Here is a 20,822-nt window from a genome sequence, read left to right as displayed (position 1 = left end):
GGATGGGTGGATTTTATTTTTTATGGAATACCTATAAAAATGCATATAATTACCATCCCTTTAGTAATAATTTAATGGATCCGTTCTTTTTCTTCTTGATTTCCTGTTTGTCTTTTTAATTCTTTAAGCTTTTTATTTCCTAATTTATAAACCATAGACAATAAAAAATACTGACTCCCATCTCCATAATTTTTATAGGTCTGTTTTATATTATGGGTAAATGATGTCCATTTGGCACGATTACTACCTGTAACATCACATCCTCGAAGTGATATTTGCAAATTTTTATTTATGAAAAATAATTTTAAAGCAAAATCTAAACTATTGTAGGAGGTTCCTTTATCCATCTGGTCCGGCCCCTTGGAATTATACCACCAATCAACAGCGAATGCTATTGTTTTATTTTTATTAAGATAAAAGGTATTATCAGTAGAAAAATATAATGTCCAACCTATGTTTCTTCTATTAGATATAAAACTGAGCGGTGATTTATATTCTGCATAGGAAATAGTACATTCATTTACACTTTCCCACCATTTGTATACGAAAAATGAATAGGAGGTTTTATAGCCTAATATTTCCGAATTTAAAGCATTTAAGGGCTTGTTTATTTGTATTCTATTGTCATTATTCAAAATTGTGACCTGCTCATAATCTCCTTCCGTTTTCGAATAGTAAAGTGTATGAGCAAACTCATTACATACATAAGACATTTCTATATTATGACTATAAGTAGGTTTTAGATCAGGATTTCCTGTTAAATAAGAGTAAGGATTCAAATAAAATCTAAATGGATTTAACGAATAAAAACGAGGTCTTTGTATACGTCTTCCATAATTTACGGAAATAGTTGCATCATCTTTTAGCGTATATAAAAGATAAGCCGTAGGGAATAACTTAACATATTTTTTTCTGTCTGTCTGATATAAAGTAAATGATTTTCCTTCTGTCCGGGTAAATTCCGTACGCACCCCTAATTTAAATTCCCATTTTTCTTTTATTTTTTTATTTACTGTAAAGTAAAATGATTGATCATTTTCTTTATAATCAAATTTATCTGTATTTTCCAGATTTAATACAGGATTTCCTGTGGTTACATCATAATAAAAAATATTATTTTTTGTTTTATTAAAAGATATTTTTGCTCCATAATTCATCTCCATCCAAGACAATGGGTGTTGCATATCTATAGTTAGTGAAAAATTATTAACCTCCTGTTCCCCTATATTTTCAAACCCATAATAGTTCCGTAAATTCCCATCTAAACTATAGTTGGTTTGCGAATAATTTTCCTTAGGACTTTTGTTATAAAAATAATCTAAATCAAAAGTTATTTGTTTCCCCTTGGTTGAGTCTATTTTATATATATCATGTAAATTTGCAGAGTGATAATTATATTTATCGGTAATGGTTGAAAGAGAATAAATATGGTTATAGTCTGATCTGTTAGATATTTTTGTAAATGATTTTTCTTGTTCTTTTGGAGTAGATTGCACATAATCATAATCATAGATAAACCCTACCGTATTATTTTTACTTATAAGATAATCTATACTCACTCTTCCTGAATAAGAATTTCCATCTTTAAGGTTTTTATCTAATATATTCCAATTTTCATCCGGATAAAAGTAATTGATATGATTAATATTTTTTACTTTTCTTTTATCATAATTTACACTTGAACTAAAAATAATTTTATTTCTATTAATATTAAAAGATAAACCATTACCATAAGAAGAATATGAAGCTTGCTTTAATTGTTGTCGAATAGACAAACTCCATGTATTTTTAAAAGCCTGTTTCAAATTAATATTTATTAATCCTGAGTTTCCTTCTGCCTCATATTTTGCAGGTGGATTACTAATAATTTCTACATTTTTAATATCATCAGAAGAAACCGATTCTAAATAAGTAATTAATTCCTTTCCTGAGAGAGAAATCATTCGATTATTTACCATAACTTTCATACTACTTTTTCCAATCAAAACCAAACTTTCTTCTTTCACTCTAATTTGAGGAGTTTTCTTTAATATATCTAAAGCTGTTTCCCCTGATGAAAATACTGAATTTTCCACATTAAAAACCATCCGGTCTACTTTGCGCTCTATAAGCTTTCTTTTCCCCGTTACGGTTATTTGCTGTATTTCTTTTTCTACTGCTACTTTTATCTCACCCAGGTCTATATCTTTTTTTACGTCCCAATTTTTTGCATATACTATTTTTCCCCATTGCTTTACTTCTATCGTATAATTTCCCGGTGATAAATGACTGAAGACAAAAAAACCGTCTTCTTCTAAAACGGTACTGTTCAAAAGAGAATCTTGCTTAGATACTATTACCTCTGCTAATTTATCAGAATTTGATTTTTCAAAGGTTACTTTGCCTTGAATTCTTAGGTCTTGGGAAAAGGATATTAAACAAAAAAACAACAATATAGATAAAAGTTTGATTTTCACAACAGATTTACTATTTATTTTAATAAACTTATACTATAATAAATGAAAATAAAAACATTTTATGCATTTTACTTATTTTTACAACTTATACTGATTCTAAATTTTATTAAAATAAGATAAATTCACAGATTTTCGTGCTTACAATTATTATATTCTTATTTTGATCTTGGAATATGTTGAAATATTTTATTTTGACTTACAATGACTGTTTGATAAATGAATGTTATTTTTGTATGAAATAACATTAAAGAGCAAATCAATATAAAAACACTCTTAAAATATTATTTTATAGCTCTATTTTTTTCTTCCTCATTACCAGATTTAAGAGTCTTAGATTTAAGTGTACTATTTCCTAAATTATATTTTATAGTAAACCTTATATATTGAGCATACTGATATAATGTATCTTGGGACTTATTTATTTTAAAATCATTCTTTATTTTTGCCTCAAAAGTTTTAAAAATATCATTGGCATTTAAAGCAAGTATCAACCTTTTATCCAAAAACATAGTTTTTATCCCTACTCCAAAGTTAGAATACGATGATATTTTTTTTGTTCCCATATATTGAGGCAACGCATATTGATAAAGTATGGTTAAGTTAATTGTTTTCCCCTTGTTTAGAAACAAATTGTTATTTATATCAAAATTTGCGCTGAAAATATTATTGGATTTGAATCCTTCTACCTTAGATTTATTTTCTTTGTAATATACATCCAAACTTAAATAACTTTCCAGCCACTTTATGGTTTTAAATGTATAATTTTGACTTAAACCTACTGAATTTTCCGTAACACAATTTTCCGCTTTTCTGAATATATACTCTTCCTTTTCATTTAAATAATAAGCATAATCAATAGCGTCTTTTGCTCGGTAAAAATATATCCCCGTATTCCAATTATTTTTCCACGAATAATTCAATTCCAAATTATCGGTATAAGAGGGGTTTAAGTAAGGATTACCTGATATAATATTACCTTTACTTATACGATTCTTAAATGGATTTAGAGTATTATAGGAAGGTCTATTTATTCGTCTGGTATAAGTAAGATTCAAGGTGTGATTTTCATCTGAATTATAGGTTAAATAAATACCGGGAAATAATTTCGCAGAATGATAGGTATGTTTTTCTTGGGTCAGTAAAGAAATTATTCTTCTTTGAAAGGTTTCTAACCGCAAACCCGCTTGGATTTCCCACTTTTCTGTTATTTTTCCTTTTCCGGACGCATACACAGCTTGCAAATTTTCTTTATATGCGAAAGAATCGTTCGTATCGTCTTGATTAGACGGATCATTAGAAACAAGGGTATAATAACCCGCATTATTGGTGGTTTTTGTGTGTGATGCTTTTACCCCATACTCCAACCTTATTTGTTTAAAATGCTGTTCTCCATCTAAACTTCCCGAATAATTGTAAATTTTAAAATTATTAACATCTCGAGAACTAAAGTCTTGGGTTGGAACATATATTTCAAAGTCCTCATAATCTTTAGAATATAAAATAAAATTTTCTTTACGATCATTTTTAAAATAATCCAGATTAAGTTTAATATTACTTCCTAATGTATCCAATTTATATTGGGAATGAACATTTACATAGGTATTATTTGTACTACTGGGACCAGCTGTATAAGTTTTTGTTAGTATAGAAGAAGTTGGCTTATTAAAATATTCATTAAGATGAACTCTGTACTGTACATCGTATGTGTTATATATAGATTGAAATCCTAAAGAAAATTGTTTTGTCCATTGATAATCCATACCCAAATTTCCATTGAAACGATTTTTCAATCTTGATTTAGCATAAAATTTCGAATGTATATTTTCATCTGAAAATATAATAAATGATTTATCTCTCTGAGCGTAACTTATTCCATTATAAAAATTGATATCCGAATTAATGGTTATTTTTTTATAATTCATGGTAAAGCCTAAATTTTCATTATAAAATTCATATTTGGATTGCTTATAGGTTCCTCCCAGATAACTGTTCCAGTTATTCTTTTTACTTGTTTTTAATACTATGTTTATTAACCCGGAATTCCCTTCTGCATCGTATTTTGCCGGTGGCGCGGTGATTACTTCTATGTTCTTTATGTTATCGGATGAAATGGATTTTAAATAATTAACCAAATCATCTCCTGATAGAGGTATGAGCCTGTCGTTTACCATGACTTTTAAACTACTTTTTCCTATTATGGACAGTTGGTCGTTTTGCACCAAAACGCGGGGCATTATTTTTAATACATCCAATGCATCTCCTCCGGTTGTTGCTGCTGAATTTTCCACATTAAAGACCATCCGGTCTACTTTGCGCTCTATTAATTTTTTATTCCCTGTTACGGTTACTTGCTGTATTTCTTTTTCTACTGCTACTTTTATCTCACCCAGGTCTATATCTTTTTTTACGTCCCAATTTTTTGCATATACTATTTTTCCCCATTGCTTTACTTCTATCGTATAATTTCCCGGTGATAAATGACTGAAAGCAAAAAAACCGTCTTCTTCTAAAACGGTACTGTTCAAGATAGAATCTTGCTTAGATATTATTACCTCTGCTAATTTATCAGAATCTGTTTTTTCAAAGGTTACTTTGCCTTGAATTCTTAGGTCTTGGGAAAAGGATATGAGACAAAAAAATATAAGTACAGATAAAAGTTTGTTTTGGCTATTACTTCTGCTAATTTATCAAACTCTGATTTTTCAAAGTTTACTTTGCCTTGAATTCTTAGGTCTTGGGAAAAGGATATGAGACAAAAAAATATAAGTACAGATAAAAGTTTGATTTTCATAACAGATTTACTATTTATTTTAACAAACTTATACTACAATAAATAAAAATAAAAACATTCTATGCATTTTACTTATTTTTATAATTTATACTGATTCTAAATTTTATTAAAATAAGATAAATTCACAGATTTTCGTGCTTACAATTATTGTATCTTTGTTTTGATCTTGGAATATGTTGAAATATTTTATTTTAGCTTACAATGACTGTTTGATGTGATTTTTATCATATTGGATGGGTGGATTTTATTTTTTATGGAATACCTATAAAAATGCATATAATTACCATCCCTTTAGTAATAATTTAATGGATCCGTTCTTTTTCTTCCTCATTACCAGATTTTATTTTTTTCATATTTAGTTTACTATTTCCTAGTTTATATACTATAGATATTTGAAAAAAATGATTAGTATCACCATACCAACTATAGGTTTGTTTTATACTGTTAGTAAAATCCGTGTATTTTGGTTTATTGGTTTGGAAAATATCTTCTCCTGTTAAAGTAATTTGCAATTTTTTATTTACGAAAAACATTCTAAAAGATAAATCTAAACTTTGATAGGAATTTATTCTACTTAGTTCGTCTATCCCTTTCGAGTTATAATTCCAATTTATATTAAATATAAAATTTTTATTCTTATCTAAATAAAAGGAGTTATCAGTTGAAAAGTAGAATAACCAACCGATATTGCGTATTTTCCCTATTTGTAAATTATCCGACTTATATTCAGAATATTGTATATTCATTTCATTAATACTTTCCCACCCATGAATTCCGGAAAATATATAAGATATATCCAGACTCGAAATTATTGAATTTACAGCATTTAATTGAGTGGATACTTGTGTTTTATCCATATTATTCAACAAGGTAACATCCGTGTATTCATTTTTTGTCCTTGAATAAGATAAAGATAAGGTTAGGTCTTTATAATCATAATTTAATTCTAAATTATGTGTATAGTATGGCTTTAAATCGGGATTTCCGGTTATATAAGAATAGGGTGTTAAATACTGTTTAAATGGATTTAAAACCGTAAACTTCGGTCGATGAATACGCCTTCCATAATTTAAGGATATCACACTTTCTTCATTATTAGTATAGGAAAGATAGGCAGTAGGGAATAATTTCCCATAATTATTTTTGTTTATTTGCTGTAAGGTTTTAGAGTTGCCTTTTACCTGAGTGAATTCTGTTCGTATCCCTAGCTGAGCTTTCCACTTATTGGTAATATCCTTAGATATCGTCATATATATACTTTCTGTGTTTTCTTGATATTTGAAATGATTGCTATTAGTCGAATCCGGTACTGAGTTATTTTTTATATCAATTGTATAATAAGAGATCTGGTTATCGACCCGATTAAAAGAAATTTTCCCTCCGTAATTAAATTTGATTTTCGAAAAAGGATGCTCCATATCTAGTGAAGTGGAATAATTTTTTAATTTTTGATCTAAATTATTTTTTATCGCATCTGTTTGATTAACAAACTGATTGTCTAAACTATATCTTGAATAAAATCTACTGTGAGGTCTCGTATTATAATTAAGATAATTCATATCTAGGGTTAATTGCCTTCCTAAACTATCCATTTTATATAAGATATGAAAATTAGCCGTATGAATTTGTGAATGATCTTTTTTAAAAGTAGGCGTAAAAATGGTGTTATACGCTTTATTCCCTTCCAATTCTGCCAATGACATTCGATTTCCTATGTTATTAGTTTGTGAATACGAATAGTTTCCCCCCAACGTAATTTGTTTATTTAAATTATAATCCAAATTTGCTCGAAATGAAGGTTTTCTGCTTTTATCTGTGCCTTTATAGTTATTTTTCCACAAGCCATCAGGATAATAGTAATGAATATGATTGGTGAAATCATAAAACATAAAATTATTAAATAAATTAAGCGATAACGATAGTTTATTTTTATTAAAATTAAAATCGGCACCCTGATTGTAAAAAGTATGATGCGATTGTGTTAAATTACTTTGAAAAGACAAATTCCATGAATTTTTTTTAGCTTTTTTTAGAAGAATATTAATCAATCCACTATTACCCTCCGAATCATATTTAGAGGGAGGATTCGTAATAATTTCTACACTTTTTATCTGATCCGAAGATATACTTTGAAGATAATTTATTAATGATTCGCCTGACAGTTCGATTAACCTGTTATCAATCATTATTTTAGTTAAACTTTTACCTATAATTTTGATATTAGGATCTTCAATTTTTACTTTAGGAGTCTTCTTTAATACATTTAAAACCGTACCTGATGAGGAGACAATTGAATTTTCCACATTAAAAACCATCCGGTCTACTTTGCGCTCTATAAGCTTTCTTTTCCCCGTGACGGTTATTTGCTGTATTTCTTTTTCCAACGATACTTTTATCTCACCCAGGTCTATATCTTCTTTTACGTCCCAATTTTTTGCATATATTATTTTCCCCCATTGCTTTACTTCTATCGTATAATTCCCCGGCGATAAATGGCTGAAGACAAAAAAACCATCTTCTTCTAAAACGGTACTGTTCAAAAGAGAATCTTGCTTAGATACTATTACCTCTGCTAATTTATCAGAATTTGATTTTTCAAAGGTTACTTTGCCTTGAATTCTTAGGTCTTGGGAAAAGGATATTAAACAAAAAAACAACAATATAGATAAAAGTTTGATTTTCACAACAGATTTACTATTTATTTTAACAAACTTATACTATAATAAATGAAAATAAAAACATTTTATGCATTTTACTTATTTTTATAATTTATACTGATTCTAAATTTTATTAAAATAAGATAAATTCATAGATTTTCGTACTTACAATTATTGTATCCTTATTTTGATCTTAGAATATGTTGAAATATTTTATTTTGGCTTACAGTGGCTGTTTGATGTGATTTTTATTATTGTTAATTTTTAATTTATATTTAACATATGATTTTTTCTTAACAAAAATAACAATGTAAAAAAACAGTATTTTTGCATAATGAAATTATTGAGTTACAATGTTAACGGCATAAGGGCAGCATTAAATAAAGGCTTTATTAACTGGTTAAAATCAGCAGATCCTGACCTGCTTTGTTTACAAGAAATAAAAGCTCAGACCGATCAATTTGATATTTCCTTATTCGAAAATTTAGGTTATCATTCTTATTGGTATCCGGCTGAAAAAAAAGGATATAGCGGCGTAGCCATTTTATCTAAAAACCAACCACTATCCGTAAAATATGGATGTGATAATCAAAAATACGATCAAGAAGGAAGAGTAATTCAAGCAAATTTTGAAAATTTTTCAGTCTTAAGCGTTTATCTTCCTTCTGCAACTAATACGTCACGCTTAGGATTTAAAATGGAATTTTGTGAATATTTACTGGAGTATATAAAAAAACTTGAAAAAAAATTCCCTAACCTTATTATAAACGGGGATATAAACATTTGCCATAAAGCCATAGATATCAATGATCCGATACGTAATGCTAAGGTTTCCGGATTTCTTCCGGAGGAAAGGGAATGGATGGATCGTTTCTTTGATCAATGTAATTTGGTAGATACTCTTCGAGTTTTTAATCATGAACCCAATCAGTATTCGTGGTGGACCTATCGTGTAAAAACCGCCCGAAGCAACAACAAAGGATGGCGTATTGATTATTCTTTGGTTACTACGCCTTTGCTGAAACATCTCCAAAGAGCCTATATTCTTACCCAGGCTGTACATTCTGATCATGCGCCTGTAGGAATAGATTTCGATCTGAATAAAATACAAAATCTTTAATTAAATTATCTAATGATGAAAAAAGCAACTTGTATCATTTCTCTTATGATTCTTGCAGCATCTTGTGTACCTCAGTCTAAATACGATGAATTAGAAAAAAAGTATTATGCTTCATTGCAGGGAGAAAGAAAAAGTCAAAAAGCAATTCAAGAAAAAGAAAACGCTTTGAAATCTTTATCTGACCAATATTCTACATTACAAGAACAACAGGATGCTCTTGCAAAAAAGAAAGCGCAGCTAGACGCTGAATATTCTGACCTTCAAATTGAATATGCTACCCGGCTTAAAGATATGGAAGATCTAAAAGCAAAAAATGCTCAAATTGTTGATCAAGCTCAAACTTCAGAACAATCTCGAAAAAAAATATTAAATGAATTAGAACAAACTCAAGGTCAGCTTCAAGAAAAAATTAAAAGAATCAATGAATTAGAAAGCTTAATTTCTCAACAAAAAGAATCGGTTTCCAAATTAAAAAATAAGCTACAAATCGCATTAAAAAATTATACAGGTAAAGGCATAACTGTTGAAGAAAAAGAAGGTAATATATATGTTTCCATGGAAAATAAACTCCTATTCCCATCTGCAAGTTGGACTGTGGAAGCCGAAGGTATTAAAGCTCTTCATGTCCTTTCAGAAGTTTTATCTAAGGATAAAAATTTAAATATTATTATACAAGGTCATACCGATTCCGATAAATATGCAGGCAGCGGCAATATTAAAGATAATTGGGACTTATCTGTTATGCGTGCAACCGCGATTACTAAAATCCTTCAATCGAAGGGAGTTTCCCCTAAGCAGATGACTGCTTCCGGAAAAGGTGAATATGCTCCTTTAGCCAGTAATTCCACTGCGGTCGGAAAAGCAGCAAATAGAAGGGTAGACATTATTATAGCTCCCAATTTAGGTGAAATAACAAAAATTTTAAATGATTTATAATTTTTAGCTTTTAATTATGCGTGTAGTTATCCAAAGGGTTTTAGAATCTTCTGTAAAAGTAGATGATCAGATTGTCGGCCAAATAGATCAAGGATTATTAATACTTGTGGGTATTGAGGAGACAGATAATCAGGAAGATGTGGACTGGTTAGCTAATAAAATTTGTAATCTTCGGATATTTAATGATAAAAGTGGTATAATGAATCAATCTATCTTGGATATTCAAGGAGATATTTTATTAGTAAGTCAATTTACTCTTTATGCTTCTACGAAAAAGGGAAACAGGCCCAGTTATATAAGAGCTGCAAAACCAGAATTTGCCAACGACATGTATAAAAATTTCGAGAATAAATTATGCCTTTTATTGTCCAAACCTATTCAAACCGGAATATTTGGTGCAGACATGAAAATTTCTTTAATCAATTACGGACCGGTTACAATCCTCATAGATTCCAAAAACAGAGAGTAAATAAATGAACCTATACTTATAAAATCTTTTTTGGAAAAATATTTTGTATATATGAACATTAGTTCATAAAAAAACCTGATTAATATATAATCAGGTTTATCTTTTTTTGTTTAAATAAAATATTTAAATATTTAAATTCAAATCCTTCATTTGCTGTTTATATAGGCCTCCTACTAATTTATCTCTAACGGCTTCAAAAGCATCAAGAGTCTTATCAATCTCTTCATCTGTATGTGAAGCGGTTGGTATTAAGCGTAAAAGAATCATACCTTTTGGTATAACAGGGTATACTACAACACTTGTAAAAATTTTATAATTTTCACGAATATCTTTAATTAATAAGGTAGCTTCAATGGGGTCTCCCTGCATATAAACAGGAGTTACACAAGTATTGGTTTTACCGATGTCAAATCCTCTAGCTTTTAACCCTTCTTGAAGTTTTTTTACATTATACCATAGCTTATCTTTAAGCTCAGGTTTACTTCTTAATAATTCCAATCTTTTTAACGCTCCTATTACCATAGGCATAGGTAAAGATTTAGCAAAGATCTGAGATCTTAGGTTGTATTTTAAATATCTGATTATTTCTTTATTGGATGCCACAAACGCACCTATTCCGGCCATCGATTTTGCAAACGTTGAAAAATAAACATCTATACCGTTTTGGCAGCCCTGTTCTTCGCCTGTCCCTGCTCCTGTTTTACCTAAGGTTCCAAATCCGTGAGCATCATCAACTAATAATCGGAAATTATATTTCTTTTTGAGTTCTACAATTTCTTTTAACTTACCCTGCTCTCCTCTCATACCAAAAACACCTTCGGTAATAACCAATACTCCGCCGCCAGATTCAGCTGCATTTTTTACCGCTCTTTTTAGGTTTTTTTCCAAACTTTCCATATCATTGTGTTGATAGGTAAATCTTTTGCCAAAATGAAGCCTTACTCCATCTACGATGCAAGCATGGCTGTCTACATCATAAACGATTACATCATTTTTGGAAACCAAAGTATCAATAATAGATAGCATTCCTTGGTACCCAAAATTTAATAGATAAGCCGCTTCTTTGTTTACAAAATCAGCTAACTGGTTTTCCAAATCTTCATGGTAATGGGTCTGGCCGGACATAGCTCGAGCTCCCATAGGATAAGCCATTCCGTATTGTACAGCCGCATCTGCATCTGCTTTTCTTACTTCAGGGTGATTTGCTAATCCTAAATAATCATTAATGCTCCAGATTATCATATCTTTACCCTTGAATTTCATTCTTGGGCTTATTTCTCCTTCTAGAACAGGAAATATATATTCTCCTTCCCCATAGTCCGCATATTTTGCAAGAGGACCGGGATTATTTTTTATTCTTTCAAAAATATCCATTTTTACAATTTAACCAAAGTTAGTTATATTTTTTCTACAGTTGCGTGAGATTCTAACCCATTTAATTTGCTGTTAACAAAACCTTGAGATGCCATCCATTCATCACTGAAAACTTTAGTCATATATCTGGAACCGTGATCCGGAAAAATTAAAACAGCCAAAGAGTTGTTATCAAAAGTATCTGCTATCGTACGTGCTGCTGTTAAACTTGCCCCACTGGTATACCCTACCATCATTCCTTCTTTAAGTGCTAATTCTCTTGTAGCATAGGCACTCGGTTCATCAGAAACTTTAACATATTGATCAATTACAGAAAAATCCAATGCTCCGGGAATTAAGTTTTTACCTAATCCTTCAATTTGATACGGCTTAATTTCATTAGGATCTACTTCGCCGGTTTCAAAGTATTTTTTTAACACTGAGCCCACTGCATCAACTCCAATCACTTTGATATCAGGATTTTTTTCTTTAAGAAACTGTGCTGCCCCCGTAAGAGTTCCTCCGGTTCCTGTACATCCTATAAGATGAGTAATTTTCCCTTGTGTTTGCTCCCAAATTTCCGGTCCTGTACTTAAGTAATGTGATTTTGTATTTTCTTTATTAAAATATTGATTAATATATAAGGAATTCGGTGTATTTGCTGCTAATCTTTTGGCAACTTCGTAATATGACCTGGGATCATTTGCCGGAACGTTAGCCGGGCATAAATAAACTTTAGCTCCCATGGCTTTTAGAAAAGATATCTTCTCAGGCTTAGTTTTATCGCTTACGGCTACTATGCATTTATAACCTTTTACAATACTTACCATAGCTATGGAAAAACCTGTATTTCCTGAAGTGGTTTCAACTATAGTTGCCCCCGGCTTTAATAAACCTTGTTTTTCAGCATTTTCGATAATATGAAGCGCAATTCTGTCTTTAGTTGAGTGTCCTGGATTATAGCATTCTAATTTTGCAAAAAAAGAACCTTTCATTCCTTCTGTTACTCTATTTAAGCGAACTAACGGCGTATTGTTAATTAACTCAAGAACATTATTGTAAGTTCCAGCCATCCTATTCTTATTATTAATTTTTATAATTAATTCAAGGGGCAAATTTATAATTTTTTTTTCTTACAAAAAATTTAACTCTACGAAATTTAACTCACATAAATTGATTAAAAATTTACGCCTTATTTTATTATTAAATACATATAAATAACTAATAGTTGTTATATATATATTCAATAATATTCTTATCTTGTTGTGATAATTCAATTCCTCTTCGTTTCATGGCCCTTTCTGCAACCTCAAAAACTTGTTCCAACTTATAAACGGAACTTTCTGACCTTCCACCCCATGAAAACGATTTGATTAAGTTCGGTGGAAAACCCGGTGTAAATATATTTGCTGAAACCCCCACTACAGTACCTGTATTAAACTGAGTATTAATAGCAGATTTTGAATGGTCCCCCATAATCATCCCTGCAAATTGTAATCCTGACTTAATAAACTTCTGTCTTGTGAAATTCCAAAGCTTAACTTCGGCATAATTATTTTTTAAGTTAGACGAATTGGTATCTGCACCTAGGTTACACCACTCTCCTATTACTGAATTTCCTATAAATCCCTCATGGCCTTTATTGGAATACCCAAATATGATTATATTATTTACTTCTCCTCCTACTTTTGAATATGGACCGACAGTAGTTCCACCATATATTTTTGCCCCCATATTGATTTTAGAACCTTTACCTAAAGCAAAGGATCCTCGTATCATCGCTCCTTCCATAATCTCAGAATCTTTTCCTAAATAAATGGGTCCTTCTTTAGTATTTAAAATTGCACATTCTGCTATTGCACCTTCTTCAACAAATATTTGTGAGGGGTCTCCTATAATTCTAATTGTATTTGATAAGACACATGACTTTCTGCCTTGTGTTATTAATTTAAAATCATATTTAATCGCTTCTGAATTGTAAGTAAATAAATCCCATGAATATTGTATATGAAAGCCTTTAAATTTAATTTCCTTTTTTTTACCAAATTTTTTTAATTGAAAATTTTCAAGGGTTGTTTTTGCCGCTATTAATGCTTCACCATCATAAACTGCCTCTCCAAATTCTAAATTTTTAAGTTGTAAAATTAATTCTTGATAAGGAAAATAGGTGGGATTTATAAATATATTTTGATCTTCAATATGAAGAGAATATTTCTCTGAGAGATATTCTTGTGTTAGATAAGAAATTTTTTCAGTTTGAAAAATTGACTTCCATCTTTCTGCAAATGTTAATATTCCCAATCTTAATTCAGCTACCGGTCGCGTTAATGTTAAGGGCAAAAGATCGGAATATTCTTTCCCATCAAAAAGAATAATATTCATTGTATATACTTTATTATTTTTTCAAATTTAAAAATTATATCATAAATTTTACTCTTTTATTGCATATTATATTTTTAAATAATTTTAGTATATAATAGTTTAAATTTAAAATCTTTGATATACTTGTTATTTACCTTACCTTTTATTTTTTTAATAGTTAACTTAAGTAATGATCCTTAAAATATTCTAATCCTTCGGACGCCCCTTTTTGTATGAATATGATATCATGACGCAAATTGGTTTCAACGGGTTTAGGATCTATTACAAATATTTTTGAAGTTACAGGAACAAAATCTAATAACGAAGCCGCAGGATATACTTGCAAAGAGCTTCCAATGATTAGGAAAATATCGGCATTTTGAGTAATTTCAATGGCTTTTTCCATTTCCGGTACCATTTCTCCAAACCAAACTATATGTGGACGTAATTGTCCTCCATCTTCTGCTAAGTCTCCCATATGAACATCTTGGAACGTTTCATAAATTAATGATTCATTGGTTTCGCTTCTTACTTTTGTTAATTCACCGTGTAAATGAAGTATGCGAGTTGATTGAGCTCTTTCATGAAAATTATCAACATTCTGTGTGATAATTGAAATATCGAAAATAGATTCTAATTCTTTTAGCAAATAATGTCCCCTGTTCGGATCATGTTTTTGTAGTTCTGCTCTGCGCATATTATAAAAATTTTGCACTAATTCCGGATTTTTATACCATCCTTCTACGGAGGCTACTTCTTGTACCTTATAATTTTCCCATAATCCACCAGAATCTCTGAATGTGCTTAATCCGCTTTCAGCACTCATACCTGCTCCTGTCAATACAACTAATTTTTTTTTCATATTTTATGCTCTCAATTAGTTAACTAGTAATTTTTTAATTGTAAATAATTCCAGCTTTTAAATTTTATTTTAGTCTTTCATAAGCAGTAAATCCACATAGCAAGAATCTTTTAAATTCCTCTTTATCCATATAACCGGCAACCGGAAAATTTAAAATTTTATTATCCGGGGTTACCAATACATAAAAAGGTTGAGAATTAGAGTTAAAGTTTTCTCTTTGAAAAGTAGACCATTTATTTCCTATTGTTTTTATTTTTCTTTTTCTTCCATCTTTTAAGTGCAATATTAGTTGCTCATTAACAGGTAATTCTTCCGAATCATCAACATATAAAGAGGCTATAATTAGTTGATCGTGTAAGATATTCCAAATGTCCGGTTCGCTCCAAACATATTCTTCCATTTTTCGACAATTTTCACATCCGTACCCCGTAAAATCAATGAGAATTGGCTTATTTTCTTTCTTTGCAAGTTGTATTGCTTCATCATAATCATGTAGGGTGGTAAGACCCAAAACTCCATTTTTTTGATTTTTTTGATAAACGCTTACTTGTAAAGGTGGAGTTAGCCCACTAAGTAATTTTAAATTCGGTTTTTCTGTAGGAAATAATCCGGGGATCATATAAATTCCAATCAATCCGAAAATAAAAGCTCCTATTTTTCTTCCGATACCGATTTTTGCTTGGGTATGGTCATGTGGAAATTTAATTATTCCTAATAAATATAATACTATCGATATAGAAATAAGTATCCATATCGCGATAAAAATTTCTCTTTTCAAAAAGAAAGTTTTAGCCACTAAATCTGCTTTTGATAAAAATTTAAATGCTAAGGCAAGTTCCAAAAATCCTAAAACAACTTTAATTGTATTCATCCATCCTCCGGACTTTGGCATCGTATGCAAAAACCGAGGGAATAAAGCAAATAGACCAAATACTAAAGCCCAGGCTAATCCACACCCTCCAAATGCCATGGTCAATTGGTTCGGATTTTGAATTGCATTGGCAAGTATACTTCCTAAAACGGGACCAGTACAGGAAAAGGAAACAATTACCAGGGTTAATGCCATAAAGAACAATCCTATCATTCCTCCCGATTCCGAGGCTTTGTCGGATTTATTAGCCATCCAGCTCGGTAATGTTATATCGTAATATCCAAAAAAGCTAAAGGCAAAGAGTATAAAAATCACAAAAAAGATAAGATTCAATCCTATATTTGTGGCAATTTGATTGAAAATATCAGAATTTATACCACTTACTAGATGAAAAGGCAACGTGAACAGTACAAAGATTAATACTATGAAAAAAGCATAAATCAATGCATCTTTTTTACCTTCTTTTTTACTTTTAGCATGTTTGGTAAAATAGGATATGGTTAATGGTATCATGGGATATACGCAAGGCGTAAGTAAGGCTACCAATCCTCCTAAAAATCCGAATGCAAAAATCCATATAAATCCCTCTTCCTTAATAATCTTCTCTCCACAATCTTTATTTATGGGCTCTGCTACGTTTAAACCAGGTATTATAATCTGATTCTTATTTCTTAGTCTACTGGTTTTTACCTCTTGGGCTGAATCATCTTTTGGCAGTGAAACAACCGAGTTCATTTTTGAATCCGATTTAGTCAGCTGTTTAACTGTATTTATTGGTAAGACCTGCGGTTTTTCTTTATTTATTGATTGGGGAGTTAATGTAAAGGAAAAGGTTTCTCCATCAGGTGCTAAACAGACTTTATCATTGCATATTTGATATTCGACTTCTGCTTCAAATACTACGGGTTTAGAACCTAAAACTTCGACTCGTTGCCGATATTCAACCTTATTTGAATAATAAATTAATGTCCCTTCAAATACATCGGAATACTCTTCAATCTTTTTACCTATTTCTTTGGTATTACCTATAAGCCGTATAGATGAATTTTTAGAATATGTAAACAATGTCGGGATTGCATTTTCAACTTTTATATCTTGGGAATATACATGCCAACCAGATTCCAGGATTGCAGTGAATACAGCTTCGTATATATTCTCTTTATCATGTCTTATTTCCGACTTCCACTTGATAGGATTCTTTACTTGAGCATGTGTTACTATTGTAAGAATAAAAAAAATCCAAATCAGTTTTTTCATGATAAGCTTTATCTTATAAAATTTTAATTTACGTATCAAATGTAATAAATTTCACAAATATAAACTATTGATTTTATCTTAATTTCACCCTACTTTAGCCTTTCATTTTATCTCAAAAATTTTACTACTATTTAAGATTTTTCTTAATTATTGAATGTTCATGTCATGATTTATAAATAGTTCATTATTGAAACAACAAACTTTATTGTAACTAATTCATTGCCATTTTATAATTTTTTTTACTAAGAAAAATAAATATAATTTATATTTCTTAATAAGGATCAATAATTAAAACGAAGCTTTTATCTGAATACTACCTGTGTGGACTGCCTGTGAATCTTCACTCTTGCGCCCATCATATATGATATTCAATGTAAATACAGAGCTAAGTTCACGCTGAAGATATGCTCTCCATACTTTATTTTTCCCACTTAACAACCCCTCCATCATTTGACTGGATACTAGGGAAAAATTATTTCCTGATAATTCATTTTTAATGTAGGAGAAACTACCGGTAAGAGCTGTTCTTTTCTCATCATTCCAATGAAATTCTACCCCTGCTTGTTTCCATTCTAGTCGTTCGTTTCCTAACTTGTTTTTTTTATATTGATATTTTACTAAGGCACTTAGGCTAATATTTTTTTGAATTTCGTAGGTTATTGATGGGTTTAAAGCCTTTGTTTCAATGGTATACCGTTTAGTAGCAAAAAGCTGAGACCTGCTTTTATCAGTTATAAAATTGTTTTGAAGAGATAAAATCCATAAGTCCCATGGTTTATAATTGAATAAGGTTTGAAAATTGATATTATTTCTTTTGTCTTTTCCGGTAAATATAAATTGTGTCGTATTATTTTCCATAAATTGGAACGTTCCCGTCCATTGGTGTATACTGATTCGATTAAATGATAGGTTCGAAGTAAAATTTTGTGTTTGAGTCAAAAGATCTTTACTAGAAAAAGGATTTAATTCAGCGGTTTTATTTTTTTTCTTATAGGATGAGATCGATTGAAAAGATGATTGTAAGGTTATTCTTTCCCACCAATTCGAATGAAGAAAGCGTGAAGGAAAAACTTGTAAGTTAAAAATGAATTTATTATTGTTTGATTTTAAATAGTTAATTTTATCTGTATACACCCGAATATATTGGGCCTGGTCACTAAACTCTGCCACTTCAAATTCATCAATTTCTTCTATACCATTCCCATTATAATCCGTCCATTTATAAATTCCTTTACCATCTGTTACTTTTATATATTTAAATTCCCTTTGAGCTTCCTGTCCGCTGGACAACTCATAAGCAGAATTTAATAATAACCCTTTTTTTAAAAATATTTTATTCCAGCGGATTGAACCCAAAATATAATTTTCATCTTTTCGATTTTTATAAAGAGCTTTACTATAATGAACCTTCCTGTAATGGATATCTAAGTATAAGTTCTGATTTTGGGATTTTATCAATTGGTTGTTTAAAATTACCCCATAAGAACTTGTAAAATTTTTCAGTTTACCAATACGTACTGAATCATCTGTCCTAGCATACAATTTTAATTTAGTATTTATTTTTGCGCTATCTATTGCAAAAGTGGAATATAGTTCATTCCAATTAAAACTGGATAAGGTATATTTTGATAATAAATTGTTTTTAATATTATTGAATTCTCCTTTATAACCGATTCCTGCTTTTACATTTCCTATTCGATGATTAATTTCCGTAACATGTTTGATAAAATTTGACTTTATACTGTCTTGTTGTGTGGAATGCAAATAACTTGTGTTTGTTATTATTTTGGTATTTTCATCAGTATATCCAACTAATATTTCATTTTTATAACCAGTATAATAATTTTCCTCATCTAAAAAATTTAAGCTATAATTTATTTTCCATTTTTCATATAAACTATTCTGCCATCCTAAACTTAATTTATTTTGATTTATACCGTTAAATTCTTGGGAAATGTTAAAATCCCTGTCAAATTCTACTTCATTTATCCTCTCTAAAATGTGAAAATTTTTCTGAATAAATGCATGAGATAAATTTAAATTGCTTTTCCAATCTTTTTTATCAATATTTTTATTCATATATAGCCTGCTTGCAAAACCATTGTTTTTATCATTTCCTATAGACGAAAATGTGTTTTCATCGTGGTTGCTTAATGCTACATTTACCCCTATATTACCTTTGTTAAATCTATATTCCGCATGAGTTGAAATGACTTGTGTTTTTTGTGGTGGAATTAATTTGGTGATCGGTTCGTACTCTCCCTGTAAGATACCATCAATCGGAGGTACATACTCGTATACTCGCCCATTTACGGGAAGTTGTACAATTTTGTAATTTCCTTTATTTGCTCCCATATAAGTAAATGAAAGCGCATATAATTCTTCTGAACTATCCGTTGAATATTGATAAATTTCTTCTTGTCCTAAATTTAATTTTTTATAAAGAATTTTGTTCGGATCGTATTCGGTTACTATTGCATTGGATACATACATTTGATCCCTTTCATTACCTGCCTGACTTAATACTTCTTTTTGAGCATTAGTTAAATCCTGATTGCTTTCTTTAGTATCCTTTTCAGAAAATATATGAGTACTGAAACTAAATTTTTCAGATTCATATCTACCTCCCGTATAGAGTAAAAAACGGGTATAAGTAGTTGTATTATAAATATATTCGACTACTATACGACTATTAGAAGATATATAAGTTTTAGGGGTAAAGGTAAGTTCTCCTGTATTATAATTAATGGTATAATCTTGGTCTTCTCCTCTTTTTAGTAAGGACCCGTTCATATAAACTTTTTCCGAACCGGAGATCACAATTATAAAAAGTTCCCCTTGCTTTCCTTTTAGTTTATAGGGTCCTTGATTTCCTTCTACTCCCGAAAATTTCATTCGGTTAAATTCTCCTCTGGATAGTGACCCTAAAGCGTACAAATCTGTAAATGAACTTTTATGCTTTAATCGCGTTCCAATTTGAATCCCGGTAATCTTACTTGAGAAATTGGCAAAATAATCTTGATCTTGAACCAAATCTAGATGCCCTGCCCTTATATAAGAATCATTATTGGATAATTCAATATAAATTTTATCGAACTCATCCAATCGTTGGGTATATCCGTCTGCTTGTATGGGAATATTATGATCGGAAATAGCAGCTTTTATCATAACTTCTTTGCTCAAATGTCCGGAAAGCTCTAAATCTAGTGAAGACTGCACTGAGGCGCTTTGATTATTACCAAAAGTGATTCCTCTTATTAATGTTCCCGAACTCGTCAAATTTTGAAAAAATTCATTCTTTTTTATAGTTTTTTCTGTTATTTCATATAGTTTCAACGGTTTATTGATTTTCACTATAAGAGACGTATCTTTGGAATAAATTTTCTTTTCCTTTTTTTCGGGAAATAGGTAATAACAAATTTTTAAGTCTTGATATACTAAGGATGGGTTAATAACTAATGCGTTTAAGGCGGGTTTGAATGAGTATAAACGAGGATTAATTTCTTCATTATTGCTATTCTTTATAGAAATTTGCTCAGGAATAATCGTTAATGAATCTAAAATTAGTAATGTATCTTTTACTAAAATTTCTTTACACCTGAAATTTGGATTTTTCCAAGTAATATCTTGTGCGTGAGTTATTAAACTCAAGCAAACTATAATTAGTATGAATATGGATCTATGTAGCA

General features: G+C 30.1%; 12 protein-coding genes. 3 read left to right on the top strand and 9 right to left on the bottom strand.

What is annotated here, in order from left to right; translation table 11 throughout:
* Positions 1–71: 71 nt before the first annotated feature.
* From ASC36_RS04120 to ASC36_RS04110, 3 genes are all read right to left on the bottom strand, one after another.
* Positions 72–2,456 (bottom strand): outer membrane beta-barrel family protein, encoded by a 2,385-nt coding sequence (locus tag ASC36_RS04120; protein ID WP_141656195.1) that lies wholly within the window; start codon positions 2,454–2,456, stop codon positions 72–74.
* 281 nt (positions 2,457–2,737) lie between these two features.
* Positions 2,738–4,981 (bottom strand): outer membrane beta-barrel family protein, encoded by a 2,244-nt coding sequence (locus tag ASC36_RS04115; RefSeq protein ID WP_055425223.1) that lies wholly within the window; start codon positions 4,979–4,981, stop codon positions 2,738–2,740.
* Positions 4,982–5,549: 568 nt separating this feature from the next.
* The gene (locus ASC36_RS04110) at positions 5,550–7,931 is read right to left on the bottom strand and encodes an outer membrane beta-barrel family protein (protein ID WP_141656194.1); all 2,382 of its coding nucleotides are present in this window, start codon (positions 7,929–7,931) and stop codon (positions 5,550–5,552) included.
* Positions 7,932–8,238: 307 nt separating this feature from the next.
* On the opposite strand from ASC36_RS04110, the gene ASC36_RS04105 reads away from it, so the two are divergent.
* Genes ASC36_RS04105 through dtd form a run of 3 tightly spaced genes read left to right on the top strand, consistent with a single transcriptional unit; the run spans position 8,239 to position 10,429 of the window.
* Entirely contained in the window at positions 8,239–9,024 is a 786-nt protein-coding gene (locus ASC36_RS04105; protein ID WP_055425221.1) for an exodeoxyribonuclease III, read from the top strand.
* A gap of 12 nt (positions 9,025–9,036) precedes the next feature.
* Positions 9,037–9,960: an OmpA/MotB family protein gene (locus ASC36_RS04100; RefSeq protein WP_073961206.1), complete on the top strand. Its 924-nt coding sequence runs from the start codon at positions 9,037–9,039 to the stop codon at positions 9,958–9,960.
* Positions 9,961–9,976: 16 nt separating this feature from the next.
* Positions 9,977–10,429, top strand: coding sequence for a D-aminoacyl-tRNA deacylase (gene dtd, locus ASC36_RS04095; protein ID WP_055425219.1), 453 nt, complete (start codon positions 9,977–9,979; stop codon positions 10,427–10,429).
* A gap of 123 nt (positions 10,430–10,552) precedes the next feature.
* On the opposite strand, the gene ASC36_RS04090 is transcribed toward dtd, so the two are convergent.
* The 6 genes from ASC36_RS04090 to ASC36_RS04065 form a co-directional block, all read right to left on the bottom strand.
* On the bottom strand, positions 10,553–11,803 hold the full coding sequence (locus tag ASC36_RS04090; RefSeq protein ID WP_055425218.1) for an aminotransferase class I/II-fold pyridoxal phosphate-dependent enzyme: 1,251 nt from the start codon (positions 11,801–11,803) through the stop codon (positions 10,553–10,555).
* Between the two features lie 23 nt (positions 11,804–11,826).
* Entirely contained in the window at positions 11,827–12,855 is a 1,029-nt protein-coding gene (locus tag ASC36_RS04085) for a PLP-dependent cysteine synthase family protein (protein ID WP_055425259.1), read from the bottom strand.
* Between the two features lie 148 nt (positions 12,856–13,003).
* Positions 13,004–14,164, bottom strand: a complete 1,161-nt coding sequence (locus ASC36_RS04080; RefSeq protein WP_055425217.1) for a GlmU family protein — start codon at positions 14,162–14,164, stop codon at positions 13,004–13,006.
* 157 nt (positions 14,165–14,321) lie between these two features.
* On the bottom strand, positions 14,322–15,005 hold the full coding sequence (locus tag ASC36_RS04075; RefSeq protein WP_055425216.1) for an SIR2 family NAD-dependent protein deacylase: 684 nt from the start codon (positions 15,003–15,005) through the stop codon (positions 14,322–14,324).
* Positions 15,006–15,069: 64 nt separating this feature from the next.
* Positions 15,070–17,133: a protein-disulfide reductase DsbD family protein gene (locus tag ASC36_RS04070; RefSeq protein ID WP_055425215.1), complete on the bottom strand. Its 2,064-nt coding sequence runs from the start codon at positions 17,131–17,133 to the stop codon at positions 15,070–15,072.
* Positions 17,134–17,421: 288 nt separating this feature from the next.
* Positions 17,422–20,784, bottom strand: coding sequence for a hypothetical protein (locus tag ASC36_RS04065; RefSeq protein ID WP_055425214.1), 3,363 nt, complete (start codon positions 20,782–20,784; stop codon positions 17,422–17,424).
* Positions 20,785–20,822 lie beyond the last annotated feature (38 nt).

This window comes from Apibacter mensalis (assembly GCF_001418685.1).
GTDB classification, from domain to species: domain Bacteria; phylum Bacteroidota; class Bacteroidia; order Flavobacteriales; family Weeksellaceae; genus Apibacter; species Apibacter mensalis.
Note: the sequence above shows the minus strand (reverse complement) of the source record. Positions and strands in the feature narration are given on the sequence as shown.

Excerpts from the sequence above, each read along its gene's own strand:
- ASC36_RS04105 (WP_055425221.1), top strand. The coding sequence starts at position 8,239 with ATGAAATTATTGAGTTACAATGTTAACGGCATAAGGGCAGCATTAAAT.
- ASC36_RS04100 (WP_073961206.1), top strand. The coding sequence starts at position 9,037 with ATGATGAAAAAAGCAACTTGTATCATTTCTCTTATGATTCTTGCAGCA.
- dtd (WP_055425219.1), top strand. The coding sequence starts at position 9,977 with ATGCGTGTAGTTATCCAAAGGGTTTTAGAATCTTCTGTAAAAGTAGAT.
- ASC36_RS04090 (WP_055425218.1), bottom strand. The coding sequence starts at position 11,803 with ATGGATATTTTTGAAAGAATAAAAAATAATCCCGGTCCTCTTGCAAAA.
- ASC36_RS04085 (WP_055425259.1), bottom strand. The coding sequence starts at position 12,855 with ATGGCTGGAACTTACAATAATGTTCTTGAGTTAATTAACAATACGCCG.
- ASC36_RS04080 (WP_055425217.1), bottom strand. The coding sequence starts at position 14,164 with ATGAATATTATTCTTTTTGATGGGAAAGAATATTCCGATCTTTTGCCC.
- ASC36_RS04075 (WP_055425216.1), bottom strand. The coding sequence starts at position 15,005 with ATGAAAAAAAAATTAGTTGTATTGACAGGAGCAGGTATGAGTGCTGAA.
- ASC36_RS04070 (WP_055425215.1), bottom strand. The coding sequence starts at position 17,133 with ATGAAAAAACTGATTTGGATTTTTTTTATTCTTACAATAGTAACACAT.